This is a genomic window from Saccharothrix sp. ST-888 (genome assembly GCF_000955975.1).
Taxonomy (GTDB): Bacteria; Actinomycetota; Actinomycetes; order Streptomycetales; family Streptomycetaceae; genus Kitasatospora.
The window spans coordinates 1-25,455 of sequence record NZ_JYJF01000111.1 but is presented as its reverse complement, the minus strand read 5'-3'; the positions used below and the strand labels follow the sequence as shown (position 1 = coordinate 25,455).

Here is a 25,455-nt window from a genome sequence, read left to right as displayed (position 1 = left end):
CCGCTACGACCGGGCCACTGCGCACCTCGATGCGCCGTTGGCCATCGTCGATCTGTCCGCCTTCGACGCCAACGCCGCCGATCTGGTGCGCCGCGCGGGCGGGAAGCCGGTCCGGGTGGCGAGCAAGTCGGTGCGCTGCCGGGCCCTGCTGGAAAGGGTGTTGGCCGTCGAGGGGTTCGCCGGGATCATGAGCTTCACGCTGGCCGAGTCGGTCTGGCTGGCCGGGGCCGGTTTCGACGACGTCCTGCTCGCCTATCCGTCGGCGGACCGGGCCAACTTCGGCCTGCTGACCAGTGATCCCAAGCTGGCCGCCGCCGTGACGGTCGTCCTCGACGACCCGGCGCAGCTGGATCTGATCGACGCCGCCCGCGAGGGCACCGAGGAGGTGCGGGTCTGCCTGGAGCTGGACACCGCGCTGCACCTGCTCGGCGGCCGGGTCCGGATCGGCGCCCGGCGCTCTCCGCTGCGCACCCCGCAGGCGCTCGGCGCCTTCGCCGAACTGGTCCAGCAGCGCCGGGGTTTCCGGGTGGTCGGGCTGATGGCGTACGAGGGGCACGTGGCAGGGGTCGGTGACCGGATCCAGGGGCGGCCGCTGCATTCCCGGACGATCCAGCTGATGCAGGCGAAGGCGCGGACCGAGCTGGCAAGGCGGCGGGCGGAGACGGTGCGGCGGCTGCGAGAGGTGGCGGAGCTGGAGTTCGTGAACGGCGGCGGCACCGGGAGCGTCGAGTCCACGGTGCGCGAACGGGCCGTCACCGAGGTGGCCGCCGGGTCCGGGCTGTACGTGCCGCGGCTCTTCGACAACTACCGCTCCTTCCGGGGCCGTCCGGCCGCGCTCTTCGCCCAGCCGGTGGTCCGGCGGCCCGGCGTGGGGGTGGTGACGGTGCTCGGCGGCGGCTACCCGGCCTCGGGTGCGGCGGGCGCGGACCGCTCCCCCGTCCCGTACCTGCCCGAGGGGCTCCGGTACGACCCGCAGGAGGGCGCGGGCGAGGTGCAGACCCCGCTGCTGGGTTCGGCGGCGGACGATCTGCTGCTCGGCGACCGGGTCTGGTTCCGGCACGCCAAGGCGGGCGAACTGTGCGAACGCTTCGCGGAGTTGCACCTGGTCGAGGGGGACCGGGTGGTGCGGACGGTCCCGACGTACCGGGGAGAGGGACGGACCTTCCTCTGAGCGCCGGGCCGGTCCGGGGCAGTACCTCGGCGTTCCGGGGACAGCCCTCGACGGGGTGTCCTAGGCTGGCGAGCACTCTGGGACCGAGGGGGTGGCCGGGGGAGGCCGAGATCGCGGCACTGGCGACATCGGGAGCCACGACGCTGGTCGGGCTGATGGCGACCGAGCTGTGGACGCAGGCGCGCGGCCGCTTCGCGGCGCTGTTCGGGCGCGACCGGGCGACGGAGATCGCCGAGGAGCTGGACGAGGTCCGCGAGGACCTCCGCTCGACCGGGGACGGTACGGCCGCCGCCGCCGAGTGGGCCCGCCGGCTGCGCCGGGCGCTGGCCGCCGATCCCGAGGCGGCCGAGGAACTCCGCGACCTGCTGGCCGAGTTCGGCCCGGCGGCGGATCGGGGCTCGATCAGCAACGTCATCAACGGCGGCACCTTCAACGGTACCGTGGTGCAGAGCGGCCGGATCGACCACCTGACCACCCATCAGAATCCTGGAAACTCCTGACTCTTCCCGGCGCGGGTTCGCTCGGTGCCGGGCCGTCGGGGACCGTCCGTGTTCAAGGGTGCGGGAACGCCGCGACCCGGCACTCCGCGAGGGTGTGCCGGGTCGCTCAGGTGGTTCTCCGCGCCCTGGGTGCCGCATGACCGGCACCGCGTACCGAGGCCGCGGGGTCAGGTGCTGCTTCCCCCGGTCGCTCCGCCGCCGAGGCTGCCGAGGCTTCCGGTGAAGGTGGTGATGCTGCTGACGATGGAGTCCATCTGGTCCACGGACGGGGCCTTGTCGGCGACGTCGAAGCCGAGGTGGACCGAGACCAGGGACTTGCCGTCGGCGCTGGGGAAGGCCACGCTCTCCACGTAGCCGTCGTTGCCCTGCGGTGCGGACACCTTCCAGCGGACCAGGTAGCCGCTGCGCCCGTTCACCGTGACGGCGCCGGACTTCAGCTCCTGGTGGCCCTTGATCGCGCCGTACGAGTCCTTGGCGGCGGTGGCGATGTCCTGCTCGGCGGCCGCCTTGGGGTCGGTACCGTCCAGGTGGCCGGTGGTCACGCCACCGAGGGAGCAGTTGTTCTTGCCGTCGGCACAGGTGTACGAGCCGACGGTGAGCCCGGCGAAGCCGTCGCTGGTGGTGCTGCCGGTCCAGCCGGACGGGACCGGGATGCTGATGCCGTTGACCATGTCCACGGCGGCACCGCCGACCGATCCGCTGCCGTTGGACCCGCCGCCACCGCCGAGGCCGCCACCGCCACCGTTCGAACCACCGCCGTTGGACCCGCCGCCACCGCCGAGGCCACCGCTGCCGTCGTTGGAGCCGCCGTTCGCACCACCGCCGTTCGCACCGCCGCCGTTCAACCCGGGGCCGCCGAAGCGCTTGCCCTGCTTGCCCCTGTTCGGCTGCGCCGTGGTCGAGCTCGACCCGTGGTCCGTCAGCAGGTACGTGACGCCCGAGCCGACGGCCAGACCGGCGAGCGCCGCCACGGTCGCGGCGATCACCACCGCCTTCGGCGGTTTCCTGCGGGCGCGCGGCGGGGTGGTGCCGAACCCGCTCCCGTACTCGGCGCCGGCCGGCGGCAGCTCGGGGTAGTGAACCGTCGGGCCGCCGGACAGCACCTCACCGACCAGCACCTGCTGATCCGCCGGGGCTCCCGGCTGCTCGCCGGGCTGCGACTGGGACGGGGTGGCGGCCGCCGGACGGGTGGTGGCCGTCCAGCCCCGGCCGTCCCACCAGCGCTCGGGCCGGGGATCGCTGGTGACGTCCTGCGGGTCCGGGTACCACCCGGCGGGAATCTGCTCGCTCACGCTGAAGAATCTAAACGGTTCCGGATAAGTGCGATATCAGCAGAGCGTCGATTCTGAGATTTTCCGATGAGATTCCGATGAGAAATCGACGGAACGCCACGAATGGCATATCGGACCCTACTCCCAGCAGCGGCCGGACAGCCCACCGCTGACTGCGGGTCAGCATCCGGAGCTGGAGAATCCGGTTATGACGACCAGGCCCGTGATCGGCATCACCACCCACCTCACCGAGGCGATCTGGGACAGCTGGGACAGGCAGCGCGCCGTCCTGCTCTCCGCCCGCTACCCCGCGATGGTCCAGACCTCCGGCGGAGTCGCCTTCCTCCTCCCTCCGGACTCGCCGCAGCGCGCCCCCGAGGCGCTGACCCGCCTGGACGCCCTGGTGGTCTCCGGCGGCCCCGACCTCCACCCCGCCTACTACGACGCCCGGCCGCACCCGAGAACCCGCGCCGTCGCACCGGAGCGCGACGCCTGGGAGCTGGCCCTGCTGCACGCCGCCCTGGCGGCCCGACTGCCCCTGCTGGGCATCTGCCGGGGCATGCAGCTGCTGAACGTGGCCCGGGGCGGCACGCTGATCCAGCACCTGGACCACGTCGAGGAGCACCTGGGCACCTCACAGGGCTACGGGCGGCACGCGGTACGGCCGGTGCCGGGGACGCTGCTCGCCGGGCTGTTGCCGGAGAGCACGGTGTCCGTCCCGACCTACCACCACCAGGCGGTGGACCGGCTGGGCGCCGGGTTGACGGTCTCCGCGTACGCCGAGGACGGCACCGTCGAGGCCGTCGAAGGGGGTGGCTTCACCCTCGGGGTGCAGTGGCACCCCGAACAGGGCGAGGACCTGCGGGTGTTGCAGGCCCTGGTCGGCGCCGCAGTGGTGGCCCGGGCCCGAAGGCGGTCCGGCGAGTTGGTGCCGCTCGCCGAGTGACTTCGCCCCGCAGATCACCACCAGGCCGCTGACCTGCGGAAACAGTTGCGTCAACGGGAACGACAACGGTCACCAGTGCAGCCTTTGGATCTTCCTCCGATCTGGGGTTCACTTCGTGTGCGGGCCGACGGCGGCCCCCTGGCTCATGAGCGTTCGGGAGAGGACTTCGATGGCCGCGCACGACCACGACCACGACCACGCGCACGACGACCACCGCCATTCGCACGCCGGCCACGGCCATTCGCACTCGGGTCACGGCGGCCACTCGCACGGGGTCGCCGCGGATGCCGACCGCCGCTGGCTGGTCAGCGCGCTGACGCTGATCGTCGTCTTCATGGCGGGCGAGGTGGTGGTCGGCTTCGCCGCCGGCTCGCTGGCACTGATCTCGGACGCGGCCCACATGCTGACCGACGCCGCCTCGATCGTGCTGGCCCTGGTCGCGATGCGGCTTGCCGCCCGCCCCGCCCGGGGCGGCTACACCTATGGGCTCAAGCGGGCCGAGATCCTCTCCGCCCAGGTCAACGGCATCACCCTGCTGGTGCTGTCCGCCTGGCTGGGGTACGAGGCGATCCGGCGGCTGATCGCACCGCCCGAGGTGGCCGGCTCGCTGGTGCTGGTCACCGCGCTGGTCGGGATCGTGGTCAACATCGCGGCGGCCTGGTGCATGTCGAAGGCCAACCGCTCCTCGCTCAACGTGGAGGGCGCCTTCCAGCACGTCCTCACCGATCTGTACGCGTTCATCGCGACCGCCGTGGCCGGGGCGGTGGTGCTGCTCACCGGCTTCCGCCAGGCGGACGCCATCGCCTCGCTGATCGTGGTCGCGCTGATGCTGAAGGCGGGTGTCGGCCTGGTCCGCGACTCCGCCCGGATCTTCCTGGAGGCCGCGCCCGCCGGGATCGACCCCGATGCCATCGCCGACCAGCTGGTGACGTCCCCCCAGGTCGAGGAGATCCACGACCTGCACATCTGGGAGATCACCTCCGGACAGCCCGCCCTCTCCGCGCACATCCTGGTCACCCCCGGCGGCGACTGCCACGCCGTCCGCCGCGAGCTCCAGCGCCGGCTGCGCGAGGACTACCGGATCACCCACGCCACGCTCCAGGTCGACCACGTCGGCGAGGACGCCTCGCAGGAGCTGCTGCAGATCTCGCCGGCCCCCGGCGAGATCGCGGCCGACCACTGCGCCGACTCGCACGGACCGGTCCACCGCAGCGGTCCGCACGAGCACTGACGCACCCGGCGGCCGGTCGCCCTGGCGCACCCTGGTTCGTCCGAGCGGTACGGCATGATCTGCAGGGTGACCGCACCGCGACTGATGCTGCTCGACACGGCGAGCCTCTACTTCCGTGCCTACTTCGGCGTGCCGGAGTCGGTGAAGTCCCCCGACGGGCAGCCCGTGAACGCCGTTCGCGGGCTGCTCGACTTCATCGCCCGCCTGGTCCAGGACCACCGCCCCGACCACCTGGTCGCCTGCATGGACGCCGACTGGCGGCCGCAGTGGCGGGTGGACCTCATCCCCTCCTACAAGACCCACCGGATGGCCGAGGAGTCCGCCGAGGGCGAGGAGGAGATCCCGGACACCCTCGCGCCGCAGGTACCGGTGATCGAGCAGGTGCTGGACGCGCTCGGCATCGCCCGGATCGGGGTCCCCGGCTACGAGGCGGACGACGTGATCGGCACCCTCACCGCCCGCGCCCGGGGCCCGGTGGAGATCGTCACCGGCGACCGCGACCTGTTCCAACTGGTGGACGACGCACGGGAGATCACCGTCCTCTACCCGGTGAAGGGCGTCGGCTCCGCGCAGCGGACGGACGACGCGGTGCTGCTGGAGAAGTACGGCGTCACCGGCGCCTCCTACGCCGACCTCGCCGCACTGCGGGGCGACCCGAGCGACGGGCTGCCGGGCGTGAAGGGCGTCGGCGAGAAGACGGCCGCGCAGCTGCTGAAGGAGTACGGCGATCTGACCGGGGTCCGGGCTGCGGCACTGGACCCGGCCTCGCGGCTGACCCCGGCCCGGCGGCGGAACCTGCTGGAGGGCTCGGCCTACCTGGACGTCGCACCGAAGGTGGTGCAGGTGGCCGTCGACGTCCCGGTGCCGGACGTCGACGCGGCGCTGCCGCGCGAGCCGCTGGACCCGATGACGCTGGAGGAGCTCTCCGCCCGCTGGGGTCTGGGCGGTTCGCTGGAGCGGCTGCTCACCGTACTCGCCAGGTGAGTTGTCCACTCCGGAGCGGTGGAGTTGGCCAGACACGTTTCCGCCACAGAATGATCGGTTGGCGTTCCCCTGCCGGTACCCGCGAGTAGCTAGCGTCTCCCCCTGTCATGCCCGCGGCCGCACCGGCGGTCGCGGGCCCGGGGTTGACCCACCCTCAGGAGAACGCATGATCTCGCGTCGTTCGGCCGCCACGCTCACCTCCCTGGCGGCCGCGGCCATGCTGCTCGGCACCACCGCCACCAACCAGGCGGCCGCCGCCGACACCGGCACGACCCTCTCGGTGTTCGCCTGGAACGTCGACCTCGGCACCCCGATCGTGGACAGCACGCAGAACGAGCAGGCCGCCCGGCGGACCCCGGTGATCGAGTCGATCGTGCGCAAGCACAACGCCGACGTGGTGATCCTGGACGAGAACTTCAACAACACCTCGACCGCCGACATCACCCGCAAGCTGGCGGACCTCTACCCGTACCGCACCCCGGTGGTCGGCCAGACCTGCTCGGGCGGCGGCTGGACCGGCATCAGCGGGAACTGCTCCAGCTCCCTCTTCGTGATCAACGGCGGGACGATGATCCTGTCGAAGTACCCGATCACCGCCCAGTACGCGCACGTCTTCAGCAACTCCACCTACGGCACCTGGGACTACCACGCCAACAAGGGCGCGGCACTGGTCCAGGTCGCCAAGGGTGGCGTCAAGAGCTGGGTGGTCGGCACCCACCTGCAGGCCGACGAGTCGGACGTCTCCACCGACACCACCCAGTCCACCCGGCTCGGCCAGCTCTCCGAGATCCGCTCCTGGGTGAACGGCATCGCGGGCACCACCGCGCCCGTGCTGATCGGCGGGGACCTCAACGTGGAGTACCAGCACGGCCAGTCGCGCGGCGACTTCGCCAACGCCCAGGACGCGGCGGGCGGTGTCCTCGGCACCCCGGCCACCGACCCGAACCGGACCTGGAACACCATGGACTGCTCGGTCTCCGCCTGGTGCCAGTACATGTCGGGCGTGGAGACCTTCCCGAAGGACTACCGGGACGACCTCGACTACCTCGGCTACCTCAACGCCCCCGGCCGCCCGACCCCGCTCGCCCTGCCGAACGTCCAGGTCGACTTCGACCCGCAGGCTGGCTGGACCGCCGGCCAGCTGGACACCAACTCGCCGAGCGACCACTACCCGGTCGAGGCCGTCTTCCAGCTGAACTGAGCCATCGCGATCCGCTCCGGCCCCCGGGACCCGTGCCCGGGGGCCGTCGGGGTACTGCGCCGCGTCCATTCGCAGGAAAGCAACACCCGTACGGGCGGTTTCCGCCCGGTCCGCGAAATGCGCCCGGACGGCGGATCGGGAAATTCCGGCCCACGACAGTAGCGCCGCGCCTCGCGCCGGGCGGAGAAATCGGCGACCGGGACGGCGGCCGGGGAATTCCGGACCGGAATGTCCGTCCACCGGCCGAGAACGAACGCCGGGGAGTCGGCCGAGCAGCCGCCGGGGCGGGCCGCCGTACGGTTTCGCCCCGCCGGACGGGCCGGCGGGGCGAAGCCGGGGTGAGCGGGCCGTCAGCCCACGGACGAGTAGGCGATGATGCCGCGCCGCAGCCCGTCGACCGCCTTGCGGGCGGTGGTGCGCAGCTGGACGTCCTCGCCCGCCGCGTCCTGGATCTGGCCGAGCACGTCGATCAGCTGCTTGGTCCAGCGGACGAAGTCGCCGGCCGGCATGTCGGCGTCGCGGAGCACCGAGTCCAGGTTGTGGCCGAGCGCCCAGCGGTAGGCGACCCAGGCGAAGCCCAGGTCGGGTTCGCGCTGGCCGACGCCCTCGTCGGTGTTGATCCGGTGCTGCTCCTCCAGGGCGTCCAGGTGGCCCCAGATCCGGATCATGCGGCCGAGCGCCTCCTTGGTGTTCCCCTCGGGGACCCGGGGGGCCATCGCGTCGTCGGCCTGCCGGGCCTCGTACACCAACGCCGAGGCGCAGGCGGCGAGTTCGGCGGCACCGAGGTCCTTCCAGACGCCCTCGCGGATGCACTCGGAGGCGAGCAGGTCGAGTTCGCCGTAGAGGCGGCCGAGGCGCTTGCCGTCAGCGGTGACGGTGTCGCCGCTGAGGTAGCCGAGGTCGGTGAGCAGGCCGCAGACCCGGTCGAAGGTGCGGGCGATGGTGTGGGTGCGGGAGCGCATCTTGCGCCCCAGGAGCTCGGTGTCGCGGTGCAGGCGGTGGTAGCGCTCGGACCAGCGGGCGTGGTCCTCGCGCTCGTCGCAGCCGTGGCAGGGGTGCTGGCGCAGCTCGGTGCGCAGCCGGGTGATCTCGGGGTCGTCGGCGGCTGCGGCGCGGCCCTTGCGGAACCGCTCGGGCTCCAGGTGGCCGGCCTTGGTGCGCAGCGCGGAGGCGAGGTCGCGCCGGGACTGCGGGCTGCGCGCGTTGAAGGACTTGGGGATCTTCATCCGCTCGACGGCGGTGACCGGGTACGGGAAGTCGATCATCGCGAGCCGCTTGACCTGCCGCTCGGCGGTGAGCACCACCGGACGGGGGCCGTCCTGGTAGTCGGGGTGGCGGCTGGTGCGCGGCGAGCGGCTGACCGGGGGCAGGCCGGGGTCGAGGACCAGGGCGAGCCCGGCGAACTTGCCGGTCGGCACGTGGATGACGTCGCCCGGCCTGAGCTGCTCGATCGCCTCGATGGCGGCGGCCCGGCGCTGGCTGGTGCCCTCGCGGGAGAGCTCGTTCTCGCGGTCCTTGAGGGCCCGGCGCAGGCCCATGTACTCCTCGAAGTCACCGAGGTGACAGGTCATCGACTCGCGGTAGCCGTCCAGCCCCTCCTCGTTGCGCTGGACCTGGCGGGCGATGCCGACCACCGAGCGGTCGGCCTGGAACTGCGCGAAGGAGGTCTCCAGCAGCTCGCGCGAGCGGTGCCGTCCGAACTGGCCGACCAGGTTGACGGCCATGTTGTAGGAGGGGCGGAAGGAGGACTTCAGCGGGTAGGTGCGGGTGCCGGCGAGGCCCGCGAGTGCCTCCGGGTCGATGCCGCGCTGCCAGAGCACCACGGCGTGGCCCTCGACGTCGATGCCGCGCCGCCCGGCCCGGCCGGTGAGCTGGGTGTACTCGCCGGGGGTGATGTCGGCGTGGGTCTCGCCGTTCCACTTGACCAGCTTCTCCATGACCACCGAGCGGGCGGGCATGTTGATGCCGAGCGCGAGCGTCTCGGTGGCGAAGACCGCCTTGACCAGGCCCTTGACGAAGAGCTCCTCGACGACCTCCTTGAACCTCGGCAGCATGCCGGCGTGGTGGGCGGCGATGCCGCGCTCCAGGCCGTCGAGCCACTCGAAGTAGCCGAGGACGTGCAGGTCCTCGTCGGGGATGTCGGCGCAGCGCTCCTCGACGATCTCCCGGACCCGGGCCCGGTCGCCCTCGCGGTTGAGGCGGAGCCCGGAGGTGAGGCACTGGTTGACGGCGGCCTCGCAGCCGGCCCGGCTGAAGATGAAGGTGATCGCGGGCAGCAGGCCCTCGGCGTCCAGCCGCTCGATGACGTCCACCCGGCCCGGGGTCCAGACCCGGCCGGGGCGGCCGTTCGGCATCGAGCGGCCGCGGCCCCGGGCGAACCGGTCGCGCGGGTTGCGGTCCTGCTCGGAACGGGCGAGGCGGACGAGTTCGGGGTTGACGGCCTTGGCCGGGTTGCGCGGGGCGTCCTTGGGGCGGCCGTCGCGGTCCGGGTTGGCGAACAGGTCGTACATCCGGTTGCCGGCCATGACGTGCTGCCAGAGCGGCACGGGGCGGTGCTCGGAGACGATGACCTTGGTGCCGCCGCGCACGGTGTCCAGCCAGTCGCCGAACTCCTCGGCGTTGGAGACGGTGGCGGAGAGCGAGACCAGGGTGACGGACTCGGGGAGGTGGATGATCACCTCTTCCCAGACGGCGCCGCGGAAGCGGTCGGCGAGGTAGTGCACCTCGTCCATGACCACGTAGCCGAGGCCGTCGAGGGTCTGCGAGCCCGCGTAGAGCATGTTGCGCAGCACCTCGGTGGTCATCACCACGATCGGCGCGTCACCGTTGACGGAGTTGTCGCCGGTGAGCAGGCCGACCTTGGCGGCGCCGTAGCGCTTGACCAGGTCGCCGAACTTCTGGTTCGACAGGGCCTTGATCGGCGTGGTGTAGAAGCACTTGCGGCCGGCCCGCAGGGCCAGGTGGACGGCGAACTCGCCGACGATGGTCTTGCCGGAGCCGGTCGGGGCGGCGACCAGGACGCCGGTGCCCTCCTCCAGGGCCTGGCAGGCCTCGATCTGGAAGGGGTCGAGCGGGAAGTCGTACAGCTGCTGGAACCCGTGGAGGGCGGTGGCCTGCTCCTTGGCGCGGCGGCGGAAGGCCGCGTACGCCTCGGCGGGGCTGAGCTGCTCGGTGTCCGCGGGCGGGGTGTCCGAGTGCGGGGGCATGGCGCTGTTCATCTGCGTCACCTCTTCTTCCCGTGGGACTGCTTCGTCCCGTGGGGCCGGTGGGGCCCGTACGGGCGGGACGGGGGTGCAGACGGCGACGCCTGCGGCTGCGGGGCCGGGCCGACCTGGGGCGGCGGCGGGGCGCAGCGGGTGTGGTTGATGTGGTGATCGAGCATCTCAGCCTGAGATTACCCGTCGGGAGTGTCATCGATAGCACTGTTTTCCACCGCCGCATCTCGGCGGAGCGCCGCGCGACCCGCTGCGAGCGGACATGCGCGGGGAGTCACCGATCAATCGAATTCGAAGTTGCAGATGTCTTCAATCAGTCGACTTCGCACAGTGATTCCGGCTTGTTTCGGTCGTATTCGATCGCTTCCGGTCATTCGCCGTGCCTCCGGGGGCCGCTCCCTACAGTCGGACCTCCGAGCCCACCGACAAGAGGAGCGGGCTCGTCCGCAACGGGAGGAACCGCCATGAGCAGTCTGGACAGCGCACTCAAGGAAGCCATGACCATCGACGGCGCGATCGGTGTGGCACTGGTCGACTACGGCAGCGGCATGGCCCTCGGCACGCTCGGCGACGGCGGCGCCGAGCTCGACCTCAACGTGGCCGCCGCCGGGAACACCGACCTGGTCCGCGCCAAGATGCGGACGATGGAGATGCTCGGCCTGCACGACAACGAGATCGAGGACATCCTGATCAGCCTGACCAGCCAGTACCACCTGGTCAGGCCGCTCACCACCGCCACCGGCCGGGGCCTGTTCCTCTACCTGGCGCTCAGCCGCAGCCGGTCCAACCTGGCGATGGCCAGGCACCAGCTGCGGCGGATCGAGTCCGGACTCGAGATCTGAGGAGGAGCACCGCGTGCCGGTACCGCTGCACCAAGCCAAGGCCGAGTTCTTCCGGATGCTCGGCCACCCGGTCCGGATCCGGGTACTGGAACTGCTCCAGGCCGGTCCGATGCCGGTCCGCGACCTGCTGGCGATGCTGGACATCGAACCGTCCAACCTCTCCCAGCAGCTCGCCCAGCTGCGCCGCTACGGGCTGGTGACGGCCACCCGGGAGGGCTCCACGGTGGTGTACGCCCTCGCCGGGGCGGACGTGGCCGAGCTGCTGCGGGCGGCCCGGCGGATCCTCACCGAACTGCTCGCCGACCAGGGCACCCTGCTCGCCGAGCTCCGCGCGGCGGACTGAGCCGCCGAGGCACCGCCCGGCCCCACCGACCCCGCGCCACAGGGCCGCGCGGCCCGGCTCCGCGTCGGCCCGCCTCGTCGGGCACGATCAGAATCCGGCCAGTCAGAATCCGGTCGGGGTGACCTTGCCACAGGGGAAGCTACTCCCGATTGGGAAGCATGCGGGTAGCTGCCCTTCCCTGAAGCACGGGGCGGCGGCCGTCAGGTGCGCAGCAGTGCGCCGATCCCGTCCGCCAGCCGGCGGTACTCCCCGGCGCAGTTGTAGACCTGGGCGCTGATCCGCAGCACCCCGCCGCCCGGCCACGGACGCACCGCCACCCTGGCGTCCAGGTGCTCCCGGACCGACGCCATCAGCTCCCTGACGCCCTGTTCGGTCTCGGCGCAGCCGGGTGGCAGCCGTACCGCGCGCATGGCCAGGCCCGGCATCACCGGCAGCTCGCGCAGCCCGGCCCGTTCCGCCAGCAGGCGGCTGCCGTAGGCGGCGAGGACCTCGTTGTGGGCGCGCACCCGCTCGGCACCGAGCCGTTGTAGCAGCGCGAACCCGGCCGGGGCGGCCAGCCAGGGGGTGTAGTCACAGGTGCCGCGCCACTCGACGTGGCCCGGGAACCCCCGGTCGTGCTCCCAGGAGAGCACCAGCGGCCGGATCCGCTCCAGCCACGGGGGGCGGGCCGCCAGGACGGCGGTGGCGCGCGGGGTGAAGGCCCACTTGTGCAGATTGCCCACCCAGAAGTCCGCACCGCCCGCCGCGCCGCCGAGGTCCACCGGGAGCTGGCCGGGCGCGTGCGCGGCGTCCACCACGGTGACGATCCCGCGTTCGGCCAGCGCGGCGAGCAGCCTTGGGCCGGCGATCTCGCGGGCGGTGGGCGAGGTGACCAGGTCGAGCACGGCGATCCTGGTGCGGTCGCCGACGGCGGCCAGCACGTGTTCGGCCACGCCGTCCGCGTCCGGGGTCCCGAGTGGGATCCGGGCGGTGCACACCTTGGCCCCGGTCTCGGCGGCGCGGCGTTCCGCGGCCCGGACGACGGCGCCGTAGCCGTGGTCGGTGACCAGGATCTCGTCGCCCTCGGCGAGCGGGACCGAGTCGAGGACCACGGCGATGCCCTCGGTGACGTTGGTGAGCAGCGCCAGCCGGTCGGGGTGGGCGCCGAGCGCGGTGGCGATCCGGGCGCGGGCGCCGCCGATCCGGTCGGGCAGTCCGCCGAAGAAGCCGTCCGGGTCCTGCTCCTGTTCGACCCGCAGCCGCGCCTGGGCCCGCTGGACGGGCAACGGCACGGCCCCGTACGAGCCGTGGTTGAGGTGGGCGACGGCCGGGTCGAGGCTGAACAGGTCCTTGACTCCCGGCATCGGGACGGGCGGTACCTCGGTCACGGCTTCACCAACTCCACTGTTGCCACTGACGATGTGCCACGTGCTCGCGGTCGGCGCGGTAGTCATACCCGGGCGCACCGGTGATCCCACCGACTGATCCCACCGATACGAGCCCTCCCGCACTCTTCCATGTGAACGATGACATGTGAAATATTACCTGCGCCGCTCACCAGCAACCGCCCCTTCCCTCAACTCCCCGTCCGGAAAGGACCGGTCAGTTGCGCAGACTGTCCGCAGCCCTCGCGGCTGCGCTGACCACCGGCGCCATAGCCGCCACCCTCCTCGGCGCCCCCGCCCAGGCAGCAACCACGCAGACCGTAAGCACTCATGCCGCCGCCCGCCCCTCGTTGACGGACCATCAGGAGACCGACGGCCGTGAAGGGCCGCAGCCCCCGCTGGTCCCGCAGGAGCGCGAGCGCCAGGCGCTGCGCGCCAAGGCACTGGAGCAGCTCAACCAGGGCACCGTGGCCAGGACTTCCGAGGGCCTCGCCCCGGCCAAGGTGAAGGTCGGCAACGACTACGTCCAACTCGCCCAGCAGCGCAAGGACAAGGTCTTCGTCATCCTCGCGCAGTTCGGCGACCAGGTCGACAACACCACGCTCTACAACGGCCAGGTGCGCTACGGCGGCACCCCGGGACCCCGGCACAACCTGATCCCGAAGCCCACCGGCAGCGACACCCACACGCTCTGGACCAAGGACTTCGACCGCGCCTACTACCAGAAGATGTTCTTCGACGACACACCCGGCGCGGTCTCCCTGCGCAACTACTACCGCATCCAGTCCTCGGGCCGGTACGACGTCGACGGCACGGTCAGCGACTGGGTCACCGTCCCGTACAACGAGGCGCGGTACGGCAGCAACAAGGGCCCGCAGGGCAGCGGCGCGTGGACGCAGGCGCAGGAGTTCGTCCGCGACGCGGTCAAGGCCTGGTACGACGGCGAGATCGCCAAGGGCCGCTCGGTCGCCGACATCAAGGCGCAACTGGCCCAGTACGACGTCCAGGACCGCTACAACCACAACAAGGACGGCAACTTCGACCAGCCCGACGGCTACCTCGACAACGTGATCGTGGTGCACGCGGGCGTGGACGAGACCTGGGGCGGCGGCGCCCAGGGCTCCGACGCCCTGTGGGCGCACCGGAGTTGGGCCTTCCCCGACCCGACCGGCCGGACCGGGCCGACCGGCGACCGGATCGGCGGCGTCCCGGTCGGCGACACCGGCCTCTACGTCTACGACTACCTCCAGGCGGGCGAGAACAGCGGCGTCGGCCTGTTCTCCCACGAGTACGGCCACAACCTCGGCCTGCCCGACCTGTATCCGACCACCGGCGGCGACAACGGCGTCAACTTCTGGTCGCTGATGTCCTCCGGCTCGTACCTGGGCAAGGGCCGGAACACCACCGGCGCCTATCCCGGCGACCTGGACGCCTGGAGCAAACTCCAGTTCGGCTGGCTCAACTACGACGAGGCGCAGGCCGCGACCCGCTCCTCGCACGCCCTCGGCGTCAGCAGCTACAACACCGACCAGGCGCAGGCGGTGCTCGTCCATCTGCCCCCGAGCCGGACCACCACCGAGCTCGCCGACCCCGCCGAGGGCGGCTCGCAGTGGTGGAGCGACACCGGCGACAACCTCGACAACTCCCTTGCCCGCACGGTGGACCTGACCGGCAGGACCGGCACCGCCGCACTGGATGCGGCGGCCTGGTACGACACCGAGCAGGACTACGACTTCCTCACCGTCGAAGCCTCCACCGACCAGGGCCGGACCTGGAAGCCGCTGGGCGGCACCGTGGACGGCGCGCCGATCGGCAACACCACCGCCAACACCCCTGGCCTCAGCGGCACTTCGGGCAAGTGGGTGCAGCTGCACATTCCGCTGGACGCCTACCTCGGCAGCCAGGTCCGGCTGCGCTTCCACGTCACCTCGGACGGCAACACCCACGGCAAGGGCGTCCTGGTCGACGCGGTGCGGATCAGCGCGGGCGGCGAGCAGCTCTTCGCCGACGGCGCGGAGCACGGCAACCAGGGCTGGACGGCCTCCGGCTTCACCATCGTCACCGGGAAGGACGCGGTCAAGGACCACCCCCGGGCGTACCTGGTGGAGAACCGCCGCTACGTCGGCTACGGCGCCTTCCTGAAGACCGGTCCGTACAACTTCGGCTTCAGCGGCGTCGCGGGCAAGCAGGACGTCATCGACACCTACCCCTACCAGGAGGGGGTGCTGATCTGGCTCTGGGACACCGCCTACAGCGACAACAACACCCAGGACCACCTGGGCGGCGGCCTGATCCTGCCGATCGACGCCCACCCGAAGCCGATCCGCTTCGGCGACGGCAGCCTGGTCAACGCCCGCGCCCAGACCTTCGACGCGACCTTCTCGCGGCAGCCCACCACCGCCTTCGACCTGCACAAGGGGGGCATCGCCAGCACCGTCACCAGCGAGCCGGCCGTCCCGGTCTTCAACGACCACACCGGCGTCTACACCGACCCGGCCACCCCGCAGCTCGGCGTGCACGTCCCCGACACCAACACCACGATCGAGGTGGTCCGCGAGACCCGGGGCGGCCTGCTGACCACCGTCCGGGTCGGCCCGGCCTCCTGACCCGAGCCTCCTGACCCCGGCCGGCCGGCCCGGATCCCCGGCCTGTTGAATGGTGCCCTGGTCCCGTCGCCCAACGCGCGGCGGGACCGGGGCATTTCGCCATCACGCAGGACTGTGAGGACAGAGTTGACCGAGCCCTGGAACCGTACCCTCAGCTGGGTGCGGCAGCACCTGGAACCCGGCGAGGAGATCCTCGGCGCCGAACGGCTGGCCGGCGGATGGACCTCGACCATGCGCCGGATCCACCTGCACGGCCCCGGCGGAGAACGGACGCTGGTGCTGCGCTCGTTCGTCCGGCCGTTCTACCGCAAGCACGCGGACGGGCTGCTGCGCCGGGAGGCCGGGGTGCTGCGCCTGCTCGACCGGCCCGCCGACCCGCCTGCCGACCGGCCCGTCCCGGCGGCCCGGCTGGTGGCGGTGGACCCCGCCGGCGAGCACTGCGACCACCCCTCCCTGCTGATGACGCTGCTGCCGGGCTCGGTACGGCTGGCGGAGGACTCGGCGGCCGCCCGGATCCCGCTGCTGGCCCGTCAGTTGGTGCGGATCCACCGCACTCCCGTCACTGCGGAGACCAGGCCGCGCGCCTACCAGGCGTGGACGAGTCCCGAGTCGGTCCGGGTACCGACGGCGACCGGCCGGCCGGAGCTGTGGCGGCAGGCGGTCGAGGCGATCCGGCAGCCCGCTCCCCCGTTCCGGGGCTGTTTCCTGCACCGGGACTTCCATCCGGGGAACGTGCTGTTCACGGGCGGGAACGGCGGCACGGGCGCGGGCGAGGGCGGGCTGCGGATCAGCGGCGTGGTGGACTGGGTCGAAACCTCCTGGGGCCCGGCCGAGTTGGACCTCGCCCACTGCTCCACCGCGCTCGCGCTGCTGCACGGCGTCGACGCGGCAGCGGAGCTGGAGCACGAGTACCGGGCGGCCGGCGGGCAGTTGGGCGGACACCAGCGGTACTGGCGGCTGCTGGACGCCCTGGCCTTCGCCCCGGACGCGGAGAAGGTCGCCGTCCCCTGGCGCGAACTCGGCCGGGCCGACCTGACCCCCGAGGTGCTGCAACACCGGCTGGAGCACTACCTCGCCACCGTGCTGGAGCGGTACAGCTGAGGCGGAGCACCGCAGCCGGGGAGCCCGACCGGACCCGGCTCAGTAGCCGTAGGCCGCCGCACCCGAGCCGAGCAGGGCGAAGGCCGTCTCGGCGTCGGCGACCGCCTGGACGGCGGCCTCGGGCAGCGGCGTACCGGCGGCCACCCGGGCCCAGTTGGCGTAGGCCAGGGTCTGGTGCGCGGCGAGGTACTGGGCCGCCACCAGCCGAGCCGTCAGCCCCGGCACTCCGCCGCCCGCCTCCTCGCCCGCCCCGTTGCCCTCCTGGCCGCCCGCCGCGCCGGCCGTCTCGGCCAGCGCCCCGGCCAGCGCCTCGGTGTCGGCGGCGACGTAGTCGAGCAGGTGCGAGGAGAGACTGGGCGTCTCGTACACCAGTCGGCGGAAGGCCAGCACCTCGGGAAGCGCGCACAGGCCGGTGATCGGGTCGCGGTCGGCCAGCAGGTCGAGGAAGTGCCGCCGCAGGGCCGCCAGCGGGGACTCCCCGGCCGCCCGGGCCCGGACCACTCGGCCCGCCTCGCCCCGGTGGTCGGCGATCCGGTGCAGGACCAACTCCTCCTTGCTGGCGAAGTACCGGAACAGCGTGGGCTTGGAGACCTCGGCCGCCGCCGCGATCTCGGCCACCGAGACCTTCTCGAACCCGTTGGCCAGGAAGAGCCTGATCGCGGCGTCGGCGATGGCCTGGCGGGTGCGTTCCTTCTTGAGGGTCCGCAGACCTCCGAGCTCGTTCATACGGACATCATAACCCCGGAATATTTTTTACCGAGTTGCATATTTGCCTCGGTTGCGTTCTGATGGATGCACCAACGTTTCGGGGAGGGAGCAGCAGCCATGTCCACCGTGCTGATCGTGGGGGCCGGGCCGACCGGCCTCACACTGGCGTGCAGTCTGGCCAGGCAGGGGGTCGGCGTCCGGATCATCGAGAGGTCGCCGGGGTTCCAGACCGGCTCTCGCGGCAAGGGGCTCAACCCGCGCAGCCTGGAGGTGCTGGCCGATCTCGGCGTCGCCGAGCGGCTGGCGGGGTCGGGGCGCAGCCGCGAGGTGTTCCGCAAGTACTTCGACGGCGAGTTCGTCACCGACACCGATCCCCACGAGGGCGTCCACCCGACGCCCGACGTCCCGTACGAGCGCGGCCTGTTCCTCCCGCAGACCAGGGTGGAGCAGGCGCTGCGGGAGGTCCTCGCCGGGTACCGGATCGAGGTCGAACTCGGCAGCGAGCTGGCCGAGTTCGAGCAGGGCGAGGAGAGCGTCACCGCCCGGCTCGCGAGCGGCGAGGTGATCGTCGCGGACTACCTGGTGGGCTGCGACGGCGGGCGCAGCACGGTCCGCAAGCGGCTCGGCCTCGCCTTCCAGGGGTCCAGTGATCCGGAGACCGCGATGGTCGTCGGCGACGTCGAACTGGAGGGGCTGGAGCCCGGCTACTGGCACCAGTGGTTCGGCGCGAAGGGTGCCCTGCTGCTCTACCCGTTCGAGGGCAGTGACAGCTGGCAGTTCCAGGCCAACCCCGAACTGGACCGGGACGGGCGGGTGGTCGAGCCCTCGCTGGAGAGCTTCCAGCGCATCGTCACCCTGCACACCAGCCGCACCGACCTGCGGGTGCGCAGCACCAGTTGGCTCTCCACCTGGCGGGTCAACGTCCGGATGGCGGAGCGCTACCGGGTCGGCCGGGTGCTGCTCGCCGGGGACGCCGCGCACGTCCAGCCGATCGCGGGCGGTCTCGGGATGAACACCGGTATCCAGGACGCCTGGAACCTCGGCTGGAAGCTGGCCTACGTCCTCACCGGCCAGGCCGGCCCCGGGCTGATCGACAGCTACCAGGAGGAGCGGCTGCCGATCGCCGCCCGGACCTTGGACATCACCACCGCCGCGATGATCGAGGTCGCCGAGCGCTCCCGCACGCCGGGTGTCGGCCTCGAGGTGGTCCGCTCCGACGACACCACCGGGCTCACCGTCCACTACCGCTGGAGCACGCTGGCGGCGGACGGCCTGGACGGCGGACCGCAGCCGGGCGACCGGGCCCCGGACGCCCCGCTGGCCGACGACGGGGGCCGGGCGGTCCGCCTCTTCGAGCTGTTCGCGGGTAGCCACTTCACCCTGCTCTCCTTCGGCCGCCCCGCGCCGCAACTCGACGGCCCGGTGGCGGGTTTCGCGATCGACGCGGGCCCCGGTTCGCTGCACGACCGGGACGGGCACGCCCGCCGCGCTTACGGGGTCGAGGGCGAGGCGCTGGTCCTGGTCCGCCCGGACAACCACGTCGCACTGACGGCGCGGGCGGAGGAGGTGGAGGCCGTCCGGCGCTACCTGAGCCGGCTGCGCACGCTCTGACACCGCCGGGATCCTCTGCCCGCCTGACCTGTGGTCAGGTCAGGTCCCGGCCGGGACCTGACCGGGACCTGACCGGCTCCGTACGATCGGGGCAGGTCACCGGGGGTTCGAGTCGTTCGGGTAGCAGCGGGCGGACAGATCTCGCGGACAGTTGCGGTGAACAGGGAGGACAAGTGCCCACAGTCGGTTCGCTGGCCGGGATGGCAGAGCTGGCAATGGAGTTCGTGGCGGGTACCGCCGAGCGCGGCGCGGGACGGGCGGTGGTCGGCGCGGCCTGCGCCGACCCCGCGAGCCTCGCGGACGTCGCGGGCGTCACAGACGTCACAGACGTCACGGAGTCCAGCGGCGTTCCGGCCTCCGGAGGCGGCACGGAGGTCGCCGAGCTCGCCGAATTCGCCGAGAAGCTGGTACGGATCGAACTGGGGCCGGGCGGCGGCTGGGCTGCCGAGCCGCGCGGGGCGGCCCGGGTCGTGAGCCGGTTCGCCGCTGCCCGGGCGGCGGCACTGGCCGTCCCCGCCGAGCGGCCCGGCGAGGTGCCGGCCGCCCTGGCCGAGGCGGCCGCGCGGTACGGCGTGGTCCTGCTGACGGTCTCCGCCGGGACTTCCTGGCTGCGGATCGCGCAGGTGATCGGCGAGGAGCGGCTGCGCGAGACCCGGGAGCAGCTCGCCGATCTGGAGCAACTCCTCACGCTGGTACGGGAGCAGGGCCCGCCGGACAGTCGGGCGGAACGGCTGGTCGGCTGGCTGGCCAGGACGGTCGGCGGCGCGGTCACGCTGACCGGCACACGCTCCAATCCCGAGCCGGTCGCCGCTCCCGCCGGGGCGCCGCAGCTGCTGGCCGGTGCCCGCCGGACGGCCGAGGAGGTGGCGCAGGGGCGGCTCGCCTCGGCCTCGATCGACGACGGCGGACTGCGGATCCGGCTGACCGCGATCGGGCGACAGCGCCCGTTCCCGGTCCTGGCGGTCGGCCGGACCGCGCCCTTCGACGCCCGCAGCCGTGCACTGATCGCGCACACGGCCGAGCTGCTGGCGCCGATCCTCCGGCTCAGGGAGGCGGGGGCGGACCGTGACCGGCTGGACGAGGTCGCGGCGGCGCTGCGGGTGGCGGTGTTCCAGCTGCTGATGGGCGGTGAGGTGACGCTGGCCCAGCGGACGGCCGAGGGCCTGTCCCGAGGGCTGCTGGACGCGGAGACCGCCCGGGTGTACGTCCTGGAGGGTCCCGCCGCCGAGCGTGACCGGCTGGCGCAGGAGTGCGCGGCGGCGACCGAGGGACAGGCGCTGGTGGTCCGCTGCCCGGCCTACGACCAGCACCTGATCATCGTGGCCCCGCTGAAGGACGCCGGGCCTGCCGTTCCCCGGCGGGCCACCGCAGCAGCCGGCCCGGCTCCCGGCCCCGAGACCGGCGCCCCGAACCGGCATGGGAACCGCCACGAGAACGGCTGGGACGCGGTGGGCACGACGCTGCGGGGTTTCGTCGCCCGCCACCCCGAACGCTGCCTCGGCGGCAGCGCGGCGCTCCCGCTCGCGCAGACCGCCGGCTCGTACGGCGACGCGGCCCGCGCCCTCGCGGTGGCCCGGCTGCAACCGGACCGCTCGGCGCTGTACGCCGCGGAGAGCCGGCTCGTCCAGGCCCTCGCCCCTGACACGGCGGCCGTCTGGGCGGGCGGGCTGCTGCGTCCGCTGCACGCGCTCTCGTACGCGAGCCTGGACCAGATGCTCGGCACGCTGCACCTCGGTCTGGAGTTCCCGGCGACCAGCGCCGCGAAGATCCTCGGGGTCAGCCGCAACACCGTCCGCGCCCGCCTCGACCGGGCCGCCGGGCTGCTCGGCCTGGACCTCGGCGGGCTGCGCGGGCGGGCAGTGCTCCACCTGGCTCTGCAGGCCTGCTCGGTGGCCGGTCCGGACGGGCTCTGCCGCACCTCACCCAGCCCGGATCCGCAGCGGCCCGTGCGGCTCGTGGACGTCCTCTCCGGCGCGGGCGCCCGGACCTGGTCCGAGGCCCTGCTGCGGCGCCTCGCCGAGGACGGCCGCGATCTGCGCGGCACACTGCTGACCTGGCTGGCCGCCGACGCGAGTGTGGAGCGGACCGCCCGACAGCTCGACCTGCACCCGCAGACCGTGCGCGAACACCTGCGCAGCGCGGAGCGGCTGCTGCAGCGTCAACTGCTCTCGGGCGGCGGCGGGGTGTACGAGACGGCGCTGGCCTTCGCCGTCCTGGGCGAGCTGGAGTTCGCGGAGCCGGCCGGCCTCCCGGACAGCCCTGGTCCGGCGGAGGCGTCACCTCCGGCCTGACGCGGTCGTCGAGTCGCACCATGTCACAGCGGTGGACCGTGCACCGGTGACGGTTCGCGGCCGTTCAACCGTGCACCGGTGCGGTACCGCCGGACGGGGCATCCGCCCTAGAGTCGCCGCATCGGCCGCGCGGGGGGCGGCCGGTCTCAGCACACCAGGCGGGTGACCCGCTGCTGCTGCGACTTCGGTCGCCGACCCCGCCTGGTGGCAAGGGTGCCCACCAGGTGCCGCCCGATCGCCGGATCGCGTGGCGCACCTGGTGGGCCACGGGCCGGCCCGGGCCGGCGGTCCCCCACCCTCCGGCCCGGGTCGAGTGCATCGCCATCGGGCCGGCCGGGTGGACCGCGCACCGGATCAGGCGCCACCCCGCACGTACCGGACCTACGGGAGCACCCGCAGGGTCAGCAGCCCGCCCAAGGGCACCCGCAGCGCCAACTCCCCCGCGTCGGGCTGCGGTTCCGACCGGCCGACGGTGTCGCCCCGGCAGTCCTGGACCAGGGCGGCCAGGCGGCCCGGCGGGCGGTCGAAGGTGAGGCGGACCAGGGTGTCGGGGTCCGCGTTGGCCACCAGCAGCAGCGACCAGTCGCCGGTGACCGGTACCGGGACGGGCGCGTACCGGCCGAAGGCGAGTGCCGGGCCGCGCCGGGCCTCGATCAGCGGATAGCCGGAATCGGGCCGGTGCGGACGGAAGCCGCCGCGTTGCAGCAGATCGACGTGCTCGCCCAGGACGGCGAGCCAGAACCGCAGCACGGCCAGCTGCTCGGGCCGCTGGGCGCCGAGGTCCACCGAGACCTGCGGGGTGGCGAAGAGCGCGGACAGCAGCAGGACGGCGATCTGTTCGGGCTGCTCCTCGGGGTGCCAGGTCAGCGGGTCGGCGTGGACGGCCAGCGGTCCCGCGGTGAGCCGGAGGTCGGCGATCCGGCTGCGGTTCTCGGCAGGGCTGTGCGGACAGTCGGCGGCCCGGACCATGGTGGCGAACGGACGGAGGGCCGGGCTGATGTAGTCCTGCCGGTGCTCGACCAGCACGTCGGGGCGGGCGGCGCGCAGCCGCCGGTCCAGCGCGGCGAGCAGCCGGTGCACTCCCTCCGCCACCGTCGCGCGGTCGGCCTCCGGCGAGCCCCCGGTGGCGGCCGGGCGGGCGAAGGTGTCGATGAAGTCGATCTTCAGGCCGTCCACCCCGTACCGCTCGACCGCCGCGGCGAGCCGCTCGACCTGGTGCCTCCGCACGGTGGCGCTGCGCGGGTCGGCCACCGAGGTCTCCAGCTGCGGCAGGTGGCAGAGCGCGTGTCCGGCGAGCTCGGCGGCGGCGGTGCTGCGGTCGCCGACGAACGGAAGGGCGTGCCAGAGCAGGTAGTTGAGGCCGAGGGAGCGGACCCGGGCGACGTGGGCGGCGAAGTCGGGGAACCCGATCGGGGCCGGCCGCCAGTCACCGGTGGTGGCGTAGGAGCGGGTGGACTCGTCGGTCTGCCAGCCGTCGTCCACGATCAGTGAGCGGAACCCGAGCGGCCGGGCCAGTGCGGCGAGCCGCTCGACCTCGGCGGCGTCCATCGCCAGGTGCAGCGCGTACCAGGTGCAGAAGACCGGTTCGAACGCGGCGTCCGGGACGGTGACTTCGGGCAGTCGGCCGGCCCACCAGGACGAGCAGTCCCGTACGGTGTCGGCGAAGTGACGATGTGTCAGGTCGAGCCGGAGTGCGAGCTCCGGCCCCTCGCGCTCGACCCACCAGCTGAACTCGCCGCTCTCCTCCACCACCCCCTCGCCGATGGCGACCGGCCGCACCACCTCGCCGACCGCGAAGGTGCAGAGCGCGGTGCTGCCGCCGACCAGGCTGCCCACCGGCGCACCCTTGGACAGCGAGGCGGTCCGGGGCGCCAGCCAGGACGGCGGCAGCCAGCGCGGACCGGTGTCCGGGGTCCAGTACGCGCTCGCCCCGGTGCACGGGAGCCGCCACTCGACCCTGACCCGCAGCGGCGCTCCGCTGTCCGGCTCGCCGCCACGGACCTGGAGGAGAACGACCCCGGGCGTCTCCTGTGCGGTCGCGGTGACGGCGATCGACCGCCCGCCGACGGCCGTCGCCCGCACTCGCAGCCCCGGTACGTCCAGCCCGGTGTCCACTTCCCGGGTGGTCTCGGTGCGCCCGGACGCGGGGGCGCTGCCGTCCCAGCTGGGCGGGGTCGGGTGCTGGCTCACGGGGTGACGTCCTCATCTCAGCGGAACGGGGAACGGAGCAGGAAGGGTGGGCCCGGTCGGGCGCGGCCCGTCGGACGGCTCTCCGCCGCGGCCCGACCGGGGGCTGTGTCACCGGCGGAGCGGGCCCTCGCAGGTGTAGTCGGCGGTCCCGGCCCGGCCGTTGCTCCAGGGCTCGACCTTGCCGAAGTAGCAGTTCATGTCGTCCAGGTTGTTGGCGACGCCCTTCGTCCGCTGGAGGATGAAGTAGTCGACCGTGTCGGACATGTCCTTGAACACCTGGTCCGGGTTACCGGCATCGGCGAGGTTGGCGGTGACCCGGCCGGTGCAGACGAAGCGCATCGGCTTGTTGTTCCAGTCCCCATTGTCCTTGCAGCCGGGCCTTGCGCCGGTCGCCTTGGCGAAGGCCCGCTGCACCTCGGACGGCAGGGCGTACTTCAGCGAGCCGTTGGCGGTGAAGGAGGTGCTGGGGACGTACAGGTTGGCCAGGTTCTTGATCTGGGCGTCCAGGAAGGCGCTGTACTCGGCGTTCAGCGCGGCGTCGTCGGAGACCTTGTTCCGCCATCCCTCGAAGCCCGCCGGGTCGTCGGCCCGCTGGTAGCCGTACATCTCGCGGATCAGCGAGGGGTGCTTCTGCCAGAGGAACTCGAAGAACGTCCCGGCGTAGTTGTAGAAGTGGAACGCCGGGGTGTCGCCGTACTTGGCGTGGATGAGTTCCCTGACCGTCATCCGGGGGATGCCCGCCGCCTCGTCCTGGGCCAGTTTGGCGACCAGCGACTTTCGGACCAGGATGCCCTGGTCCCGGGTGGAGCCGTCGAAGAACTCGGCCGTTCCCTCGTCCATCGCGGTGGTCATGTCGTCGTGGTACCAGCGGTCGTCGCCGAAGTAACCGGGCACCGCCCAGCGGCCGTTGAGGTAGTGGGTGTACTCGTGCCGGAACAGCTCCTCCAGGGTGAGGGTGGAGTCCTGCGGCACCCGGCGCTGGTAGGTGTAGAAGGTGGCGCCGTTCTCGATGTAGATGCCGCCGTTGTTGGTGCCCATGCCGGTGAGCAGCGGGTGGTAGACCTCGTAGTCGGCGCGCGAGGCGTAGAGGTGGATGTGCAGCGTGGAGTTGACGTCGCCGGCGAGCGGGACGTCGGTGCCCAGGACCCGGAAGTACTGGGTCTTCACCTGCTTGCTGGCGTAGTACATCTGGTCGACGGTGGCCTTGTCGAGGGCGGTGTGCACCTCGATCGCGCCGTTGTCGTACCGGTAGGTGTTCGGGAAGAGCCGGGCCTCGATCTGGTCGGTGCAGACGTTGAACTGGGCGCACACGCCATAGGTGTTGGCCCAGCCGACCACCTTGACCCAGGGGTCGGAGAACTGCCCGAAGGCGGACGTGGTGAGGTCGAGCAGCGCGCCCAGGTCGGCGGTTATCGCCGGCTTGAGCGGGGGTATCTGGCCGAAGCGGCCGTACTCGGCGACGGCGTCGCGGGCCAGCCAGGCATTGGCGGTGCCCTTGAGGTATCCGGCGTTCGCGAAGGAGCGGAACACCGCGCGGTAGTCGGCGTCGGCGGCGACGGCAGCCGTGAAGGGCTGGTCCTGGTTGTAGATGCCCAGGTAGTTGACGTTCAGTGCGGAGAGCGCGGCGCCGCCCCAGGCGCTGCTGCCGGCCAGCGCGGTACCGGGGCCGAACACGCCCAGGATCCGCTTCACCAGGCCGAGGTTGCCCTGGCGCAGGCCGGTGCTGCCGGCCACGATGCCCAGCTCGCGCATGGTGTGGCCGGCCACGTCGCCAGCGTCGAAGGCGTGCGGGCCCGCGGCGTACGCGGTGATCGCCTGCTGGATGGCGGCCGCGGTCCGGGCGTCGGTGACGTCGATCTCGGTGTGGCTCCAGTCGTGGT

The 25,455-nt window shown here is 72.5% G+C and carries 18 protein-coding genes; 12 read left to right on the top strand and 6 right to left on the bottom strand.

Annotated features, from left to right (window positions below):
- Together UK12_RS27125 and UK12_RS27120 are read left to right on the top strand one after the other, a co-directional pair.
- Positions 1-1,171, top strand: a 1,171-nt coding sequence (locus UK12_RS27125) for an amino acid deaminase/aldolase (RefSeq protein ID WP_045305806.1), incomplete at its 5' end; no start/stop codon positions are given.
- Between the two features lie 155 nt (positions 1,172-1,326).
- Positions 1,327-1,671 (top strand): hypothetical protein, encoded by a 345-nt coding sequence (locus UK12_RS27120; RefSeq protein WP_045305799.1) that lies wholly within the window; start codon positions 1,327-1,329, stop codon positions 1,669-1,671.
- A 167-nt stretch (positions 1,672-1,838) separates the two neighbouring features.
- On the opposite strand, the gene UK12_RS43585 is transcribed toward UK12_RS27120, so the two are convergent.
- Positions 1,839-2,963, bottom strand: a complete 1,125-nt coding sequence (locus UK12_RS43585; RefSeq protein WP_052682185.1) for a DUF2510 domain-containing protein — start codon at positions 2,961-2,963, stop codon at positions 1,839-1,841.
- Between the two features lie 187 nt (positions 2,964-3,150).
- On the opposite strand from UK12_RS43585, the gene UK12_RS27110 reads away from it, so the two are divergent.
- From UK12_RS27110 to UK12_RS27095, 4 genes are all read left to right on the top strand, one after another.
- Entirely contained in the window at positions 3,151-3,888 is a 738-nt protein-coding gene (locus tag UK12_RS27110; RefSeq protein ID WP_045305798.1) for a gamma-glutamyl-gamma-aminobutyrate hydrolase family protein, read from the top strand.
- 169 nt (positions 3,889-4,057) lie between these two features.
- Positions 4,058-5,119 carry a cation diffusion facilitator family transporter gene (locus UK12_RS27105; RefSeq protein ID WP_045305797.1) on the top strand — a complete coding sequence of 354 codons (1,062 nt, stop codon included), beginning with the start codon at positions 4,058-4,060 and terminating at the stop codon, positions 5,117-5,119.
- A 66-nt stretch (positions 5,120-5,185) separates the two neighbouring features.
- Positions 5,186-6,103 carry a 5'-3' exonuclease gene (locus UK12_RS27100; RefSeq protein WP_231591404.1) on the top strand — a complete coding sequence of 306 codons (918 nt, stop codon included), beginning with the start codon at positions 5,186-5,188 and terminating at the stop codon, positions 6,101-6,103.
- 166 nt (positions 6,104-6,269) lie between these two features.
- Positions 6,270-7,304 carry a sphingomyelin phosphodiesterase gene (locus UK12_RS27095; RefSeq protein ID WP_045305795.1) on the top strand — a complete coding sequence of 345 codons (1,035 nt, stop codon included), beginning with the start codon at positions 6,270-6,272 and terminating at the stop codon, positions 7,302-7,304.
- A gap of 350 nt (positions 7,305-7,654) precedes the next feature.
- Here UK12_RS27095 and UK12_RS27090 read toward each other — a convergent pair whose 3' ends face one another.
- A complete protein-coding gene (locus tag UK12_RS27090) occupies positions 7,655-10,522 on the bottom strand; it encodes a DEAD/DEAH box helicase (protein WP_231591403.1) in 2,868 nt (955 codons plus the stop codon).
- Positions 10,523-10,983: 461 nt separating this feature from the next.
- On the opposite strand from UK12_RS27090, the gene UK12_RS27085 reads away from it, so the two are divergent.
- Both UK12_RS27085 and UK12_RS27080 read left to right on the top strand, forming a co-directional pair.
- Entirely contained in the window at positions 10,984-11,361 is a 378-nt protein-coding gene (locus tag UK12_RS27085; protein WP_045305794.1) for a hypothetical protein, read from the top strand.
- A gap of 13 nt (positions 11,362-11,374) precedes the next feature.
- Positions 11,375-11,704 (top strand): ArsR/SmtB family transcription factor, encoded by a 330-nt coding sequence (locus UK12_RS27080; RefSeq protein WP_045305793.1) that lies wholly within the window; start codon positions 11,375-11,377, stop codon positions 11,702-11,704.
- Between the two features lie 200 nt (positions 11,705-11,904).
- Here UK12_RS27080 and UK12_RS27075 read toward each other — a convergent pair whose 3' ends face one another.
- Positions 11,905-13,071 carry an aminotransferase class V-fold PLP-dependent enzyme gene (locus UK12_RS27075; protein ID WP_197085200.1) on the bottom strand — a complete coding sequence of 389 codons (1,167 nt, stop codon included), beginning with the start codon at positions 13,069-13,071 and terminating at the stop codon, positions 11,905-11,907.
- A gap of 218 nt (positions 13,072-13,289) precedes the next feature.
- Between UK12_RS27075 and UK12_RS27070 the strand changes: the two genes are divergently transcribed.
- A complete protein-coding gene (locus tag UK12_RS27070) occupies positions 13,290-15,674 on the top strand; it encodes an immune inhibitor A domain-containing protein (protein WP_045305792.1) in 2,385 nt (794 codons plus the stop codon).
- A 159-nt stretch (positions 15,675-15,833) separates the two neighbouring features.
- A complete protein-coding gene (locus tag UK12_RS27065) occupies positions 15,834-16,775 on the top strand; it encodes a phosphotransferase family protein (protein ID WP_082119994.1) in 942 nt (313 codons plus the stop codon).
- Between the two features lie 39 nt (positions 16,776-16,814).
- Here UK12_RS27065 and UK12_RS27060 read toward each other — a convergent pair whose 3' ends face one another.
- The gene (locus UK12_RS27060; RefSeq protein WP_045305791.1) at positions 16,815-17,501 is read right to left on the bottom strand and encodes a TetR/AcrR family transcriptional regulator; all 687 of its coding nucleotides are present in this window, start codon (positions 17,499-17,501) and stop codon (positions 16,815-16,817) included.
- Between the two features lie 99 nt (positions 17,502-17,600).
- Between UK12_RS27060 and UK12_RS27055 the strand changes: the two genes are divergently transcribed.
- Positions 17,601-19,094 carry an FAD-dependent monooxygenase gene (locus UK12_RS27055; protein WP_045305790.1) on the top strand — a complete coding sequence of 498 codons (1,494 nt, stop codon included), beginning with the start codon at positions 17,601-17,603 and terminating at the stop codon, positions 19,092-19,094.
- A 200-nt stretch (positions 19,095-19,294) separates the two neighbouring features.
- The gene (locus UK12_RS27050) at positions 19,295-21,385 is read left to right on the top strand and encodes a PucR family transcriptional regulator (protein WP_156178953.1); all 2,091 of its coding nucleotides are present in this window, start codon (positions 19,295-19,297) and stop codon (positions 21,383-21,385) included.
- A gap of 381 nt (positions 21,386-21,766) precedes the next feature.
- Here UK12_RS27050 and UK12_RS27045 read toward each other — a convergent pair whose 3' ends face one another.
- Positions 21,767-23,575: a glycoside hydrolase family 36 protein gene (locus tag UK12_RS27045; RefSeq protein ID WP_052682183.1), complete on the bottom strand. Its 1,809-nt coding sequence runs from the start codon at positions 23,573-23,575 to the stop codon at positions 21,767-21,769.
- 108 nt (positions 23,576-23,683) lie between these two features.
- The coding region (locus UK12_RS27040; protein WP_045305789.1) for a collagenase at positions 23,684-25,455 on the bottom strand (1,772 nt) is incomplete at its 5' end.

Coding starts and splice junctions, on each gene's coding strand:
- UK12_RS27095 (WP_045305795.1), top strand. CDS start 6,270: ATGATCTCGCGTCGTTCGGCCGCCACGCTCACCTCCCTGGCGGCCGCG.
- UK12_RS27050 (WP_156178953.1), top strand. CDS start 19,295: ATGGCAGAGCTGGCAATGGAGTTCGTGGCGGGTACCGCCGAGCGCGGC.
- UK12_RS27090 (WP_231591403.1), bottom strand. CDS start 10,522: ATGAACAGCGCCATGCCCCCGCACTCGGACACCCCGCCCGCGGACACC.
- UK12_RS27085 (WP_045305794.1), top strand. CDS start 10,984: ATGAGCAGTCTGGACAGCGCACTCAAGGAAGCCATGACCATCGACGGC.
- UK12_RS27120 (WP_045305799.1), top strand. CDS start 1,327: ATGGCGACCGAGCTGTGGACGCAGGCGCGCGGCCGCTTCGCGGCGCTG.
- UK12_RS27105 (WP_045305797.1), top strand. CDS start 4,058: ATGGCCGCGCACGACCACGACCACGACCACGCGCACGACGACCACCGC.
- UK12_RS27055 (WP_045305790.1), top strand. CDS start 17,601: ATGTCCACCGTGCTGATCGTGGGGGCCGGGCCGACCGGCCTCACACTG.
- UK12_RS27060 (WP_045305791.1), bottom strand. CDS start 17,501: ATGAACGAGCTCGGAGGTCTGCGGACCCTCAAGAAGGAACGCACCCGC.
- UK12_RS27110 (WP_045305798.1), top strand. CDS start 3,151: ATGACGACCAGGCCCGTGATCGGCATCACCACCCACCTCACCGAGGCG.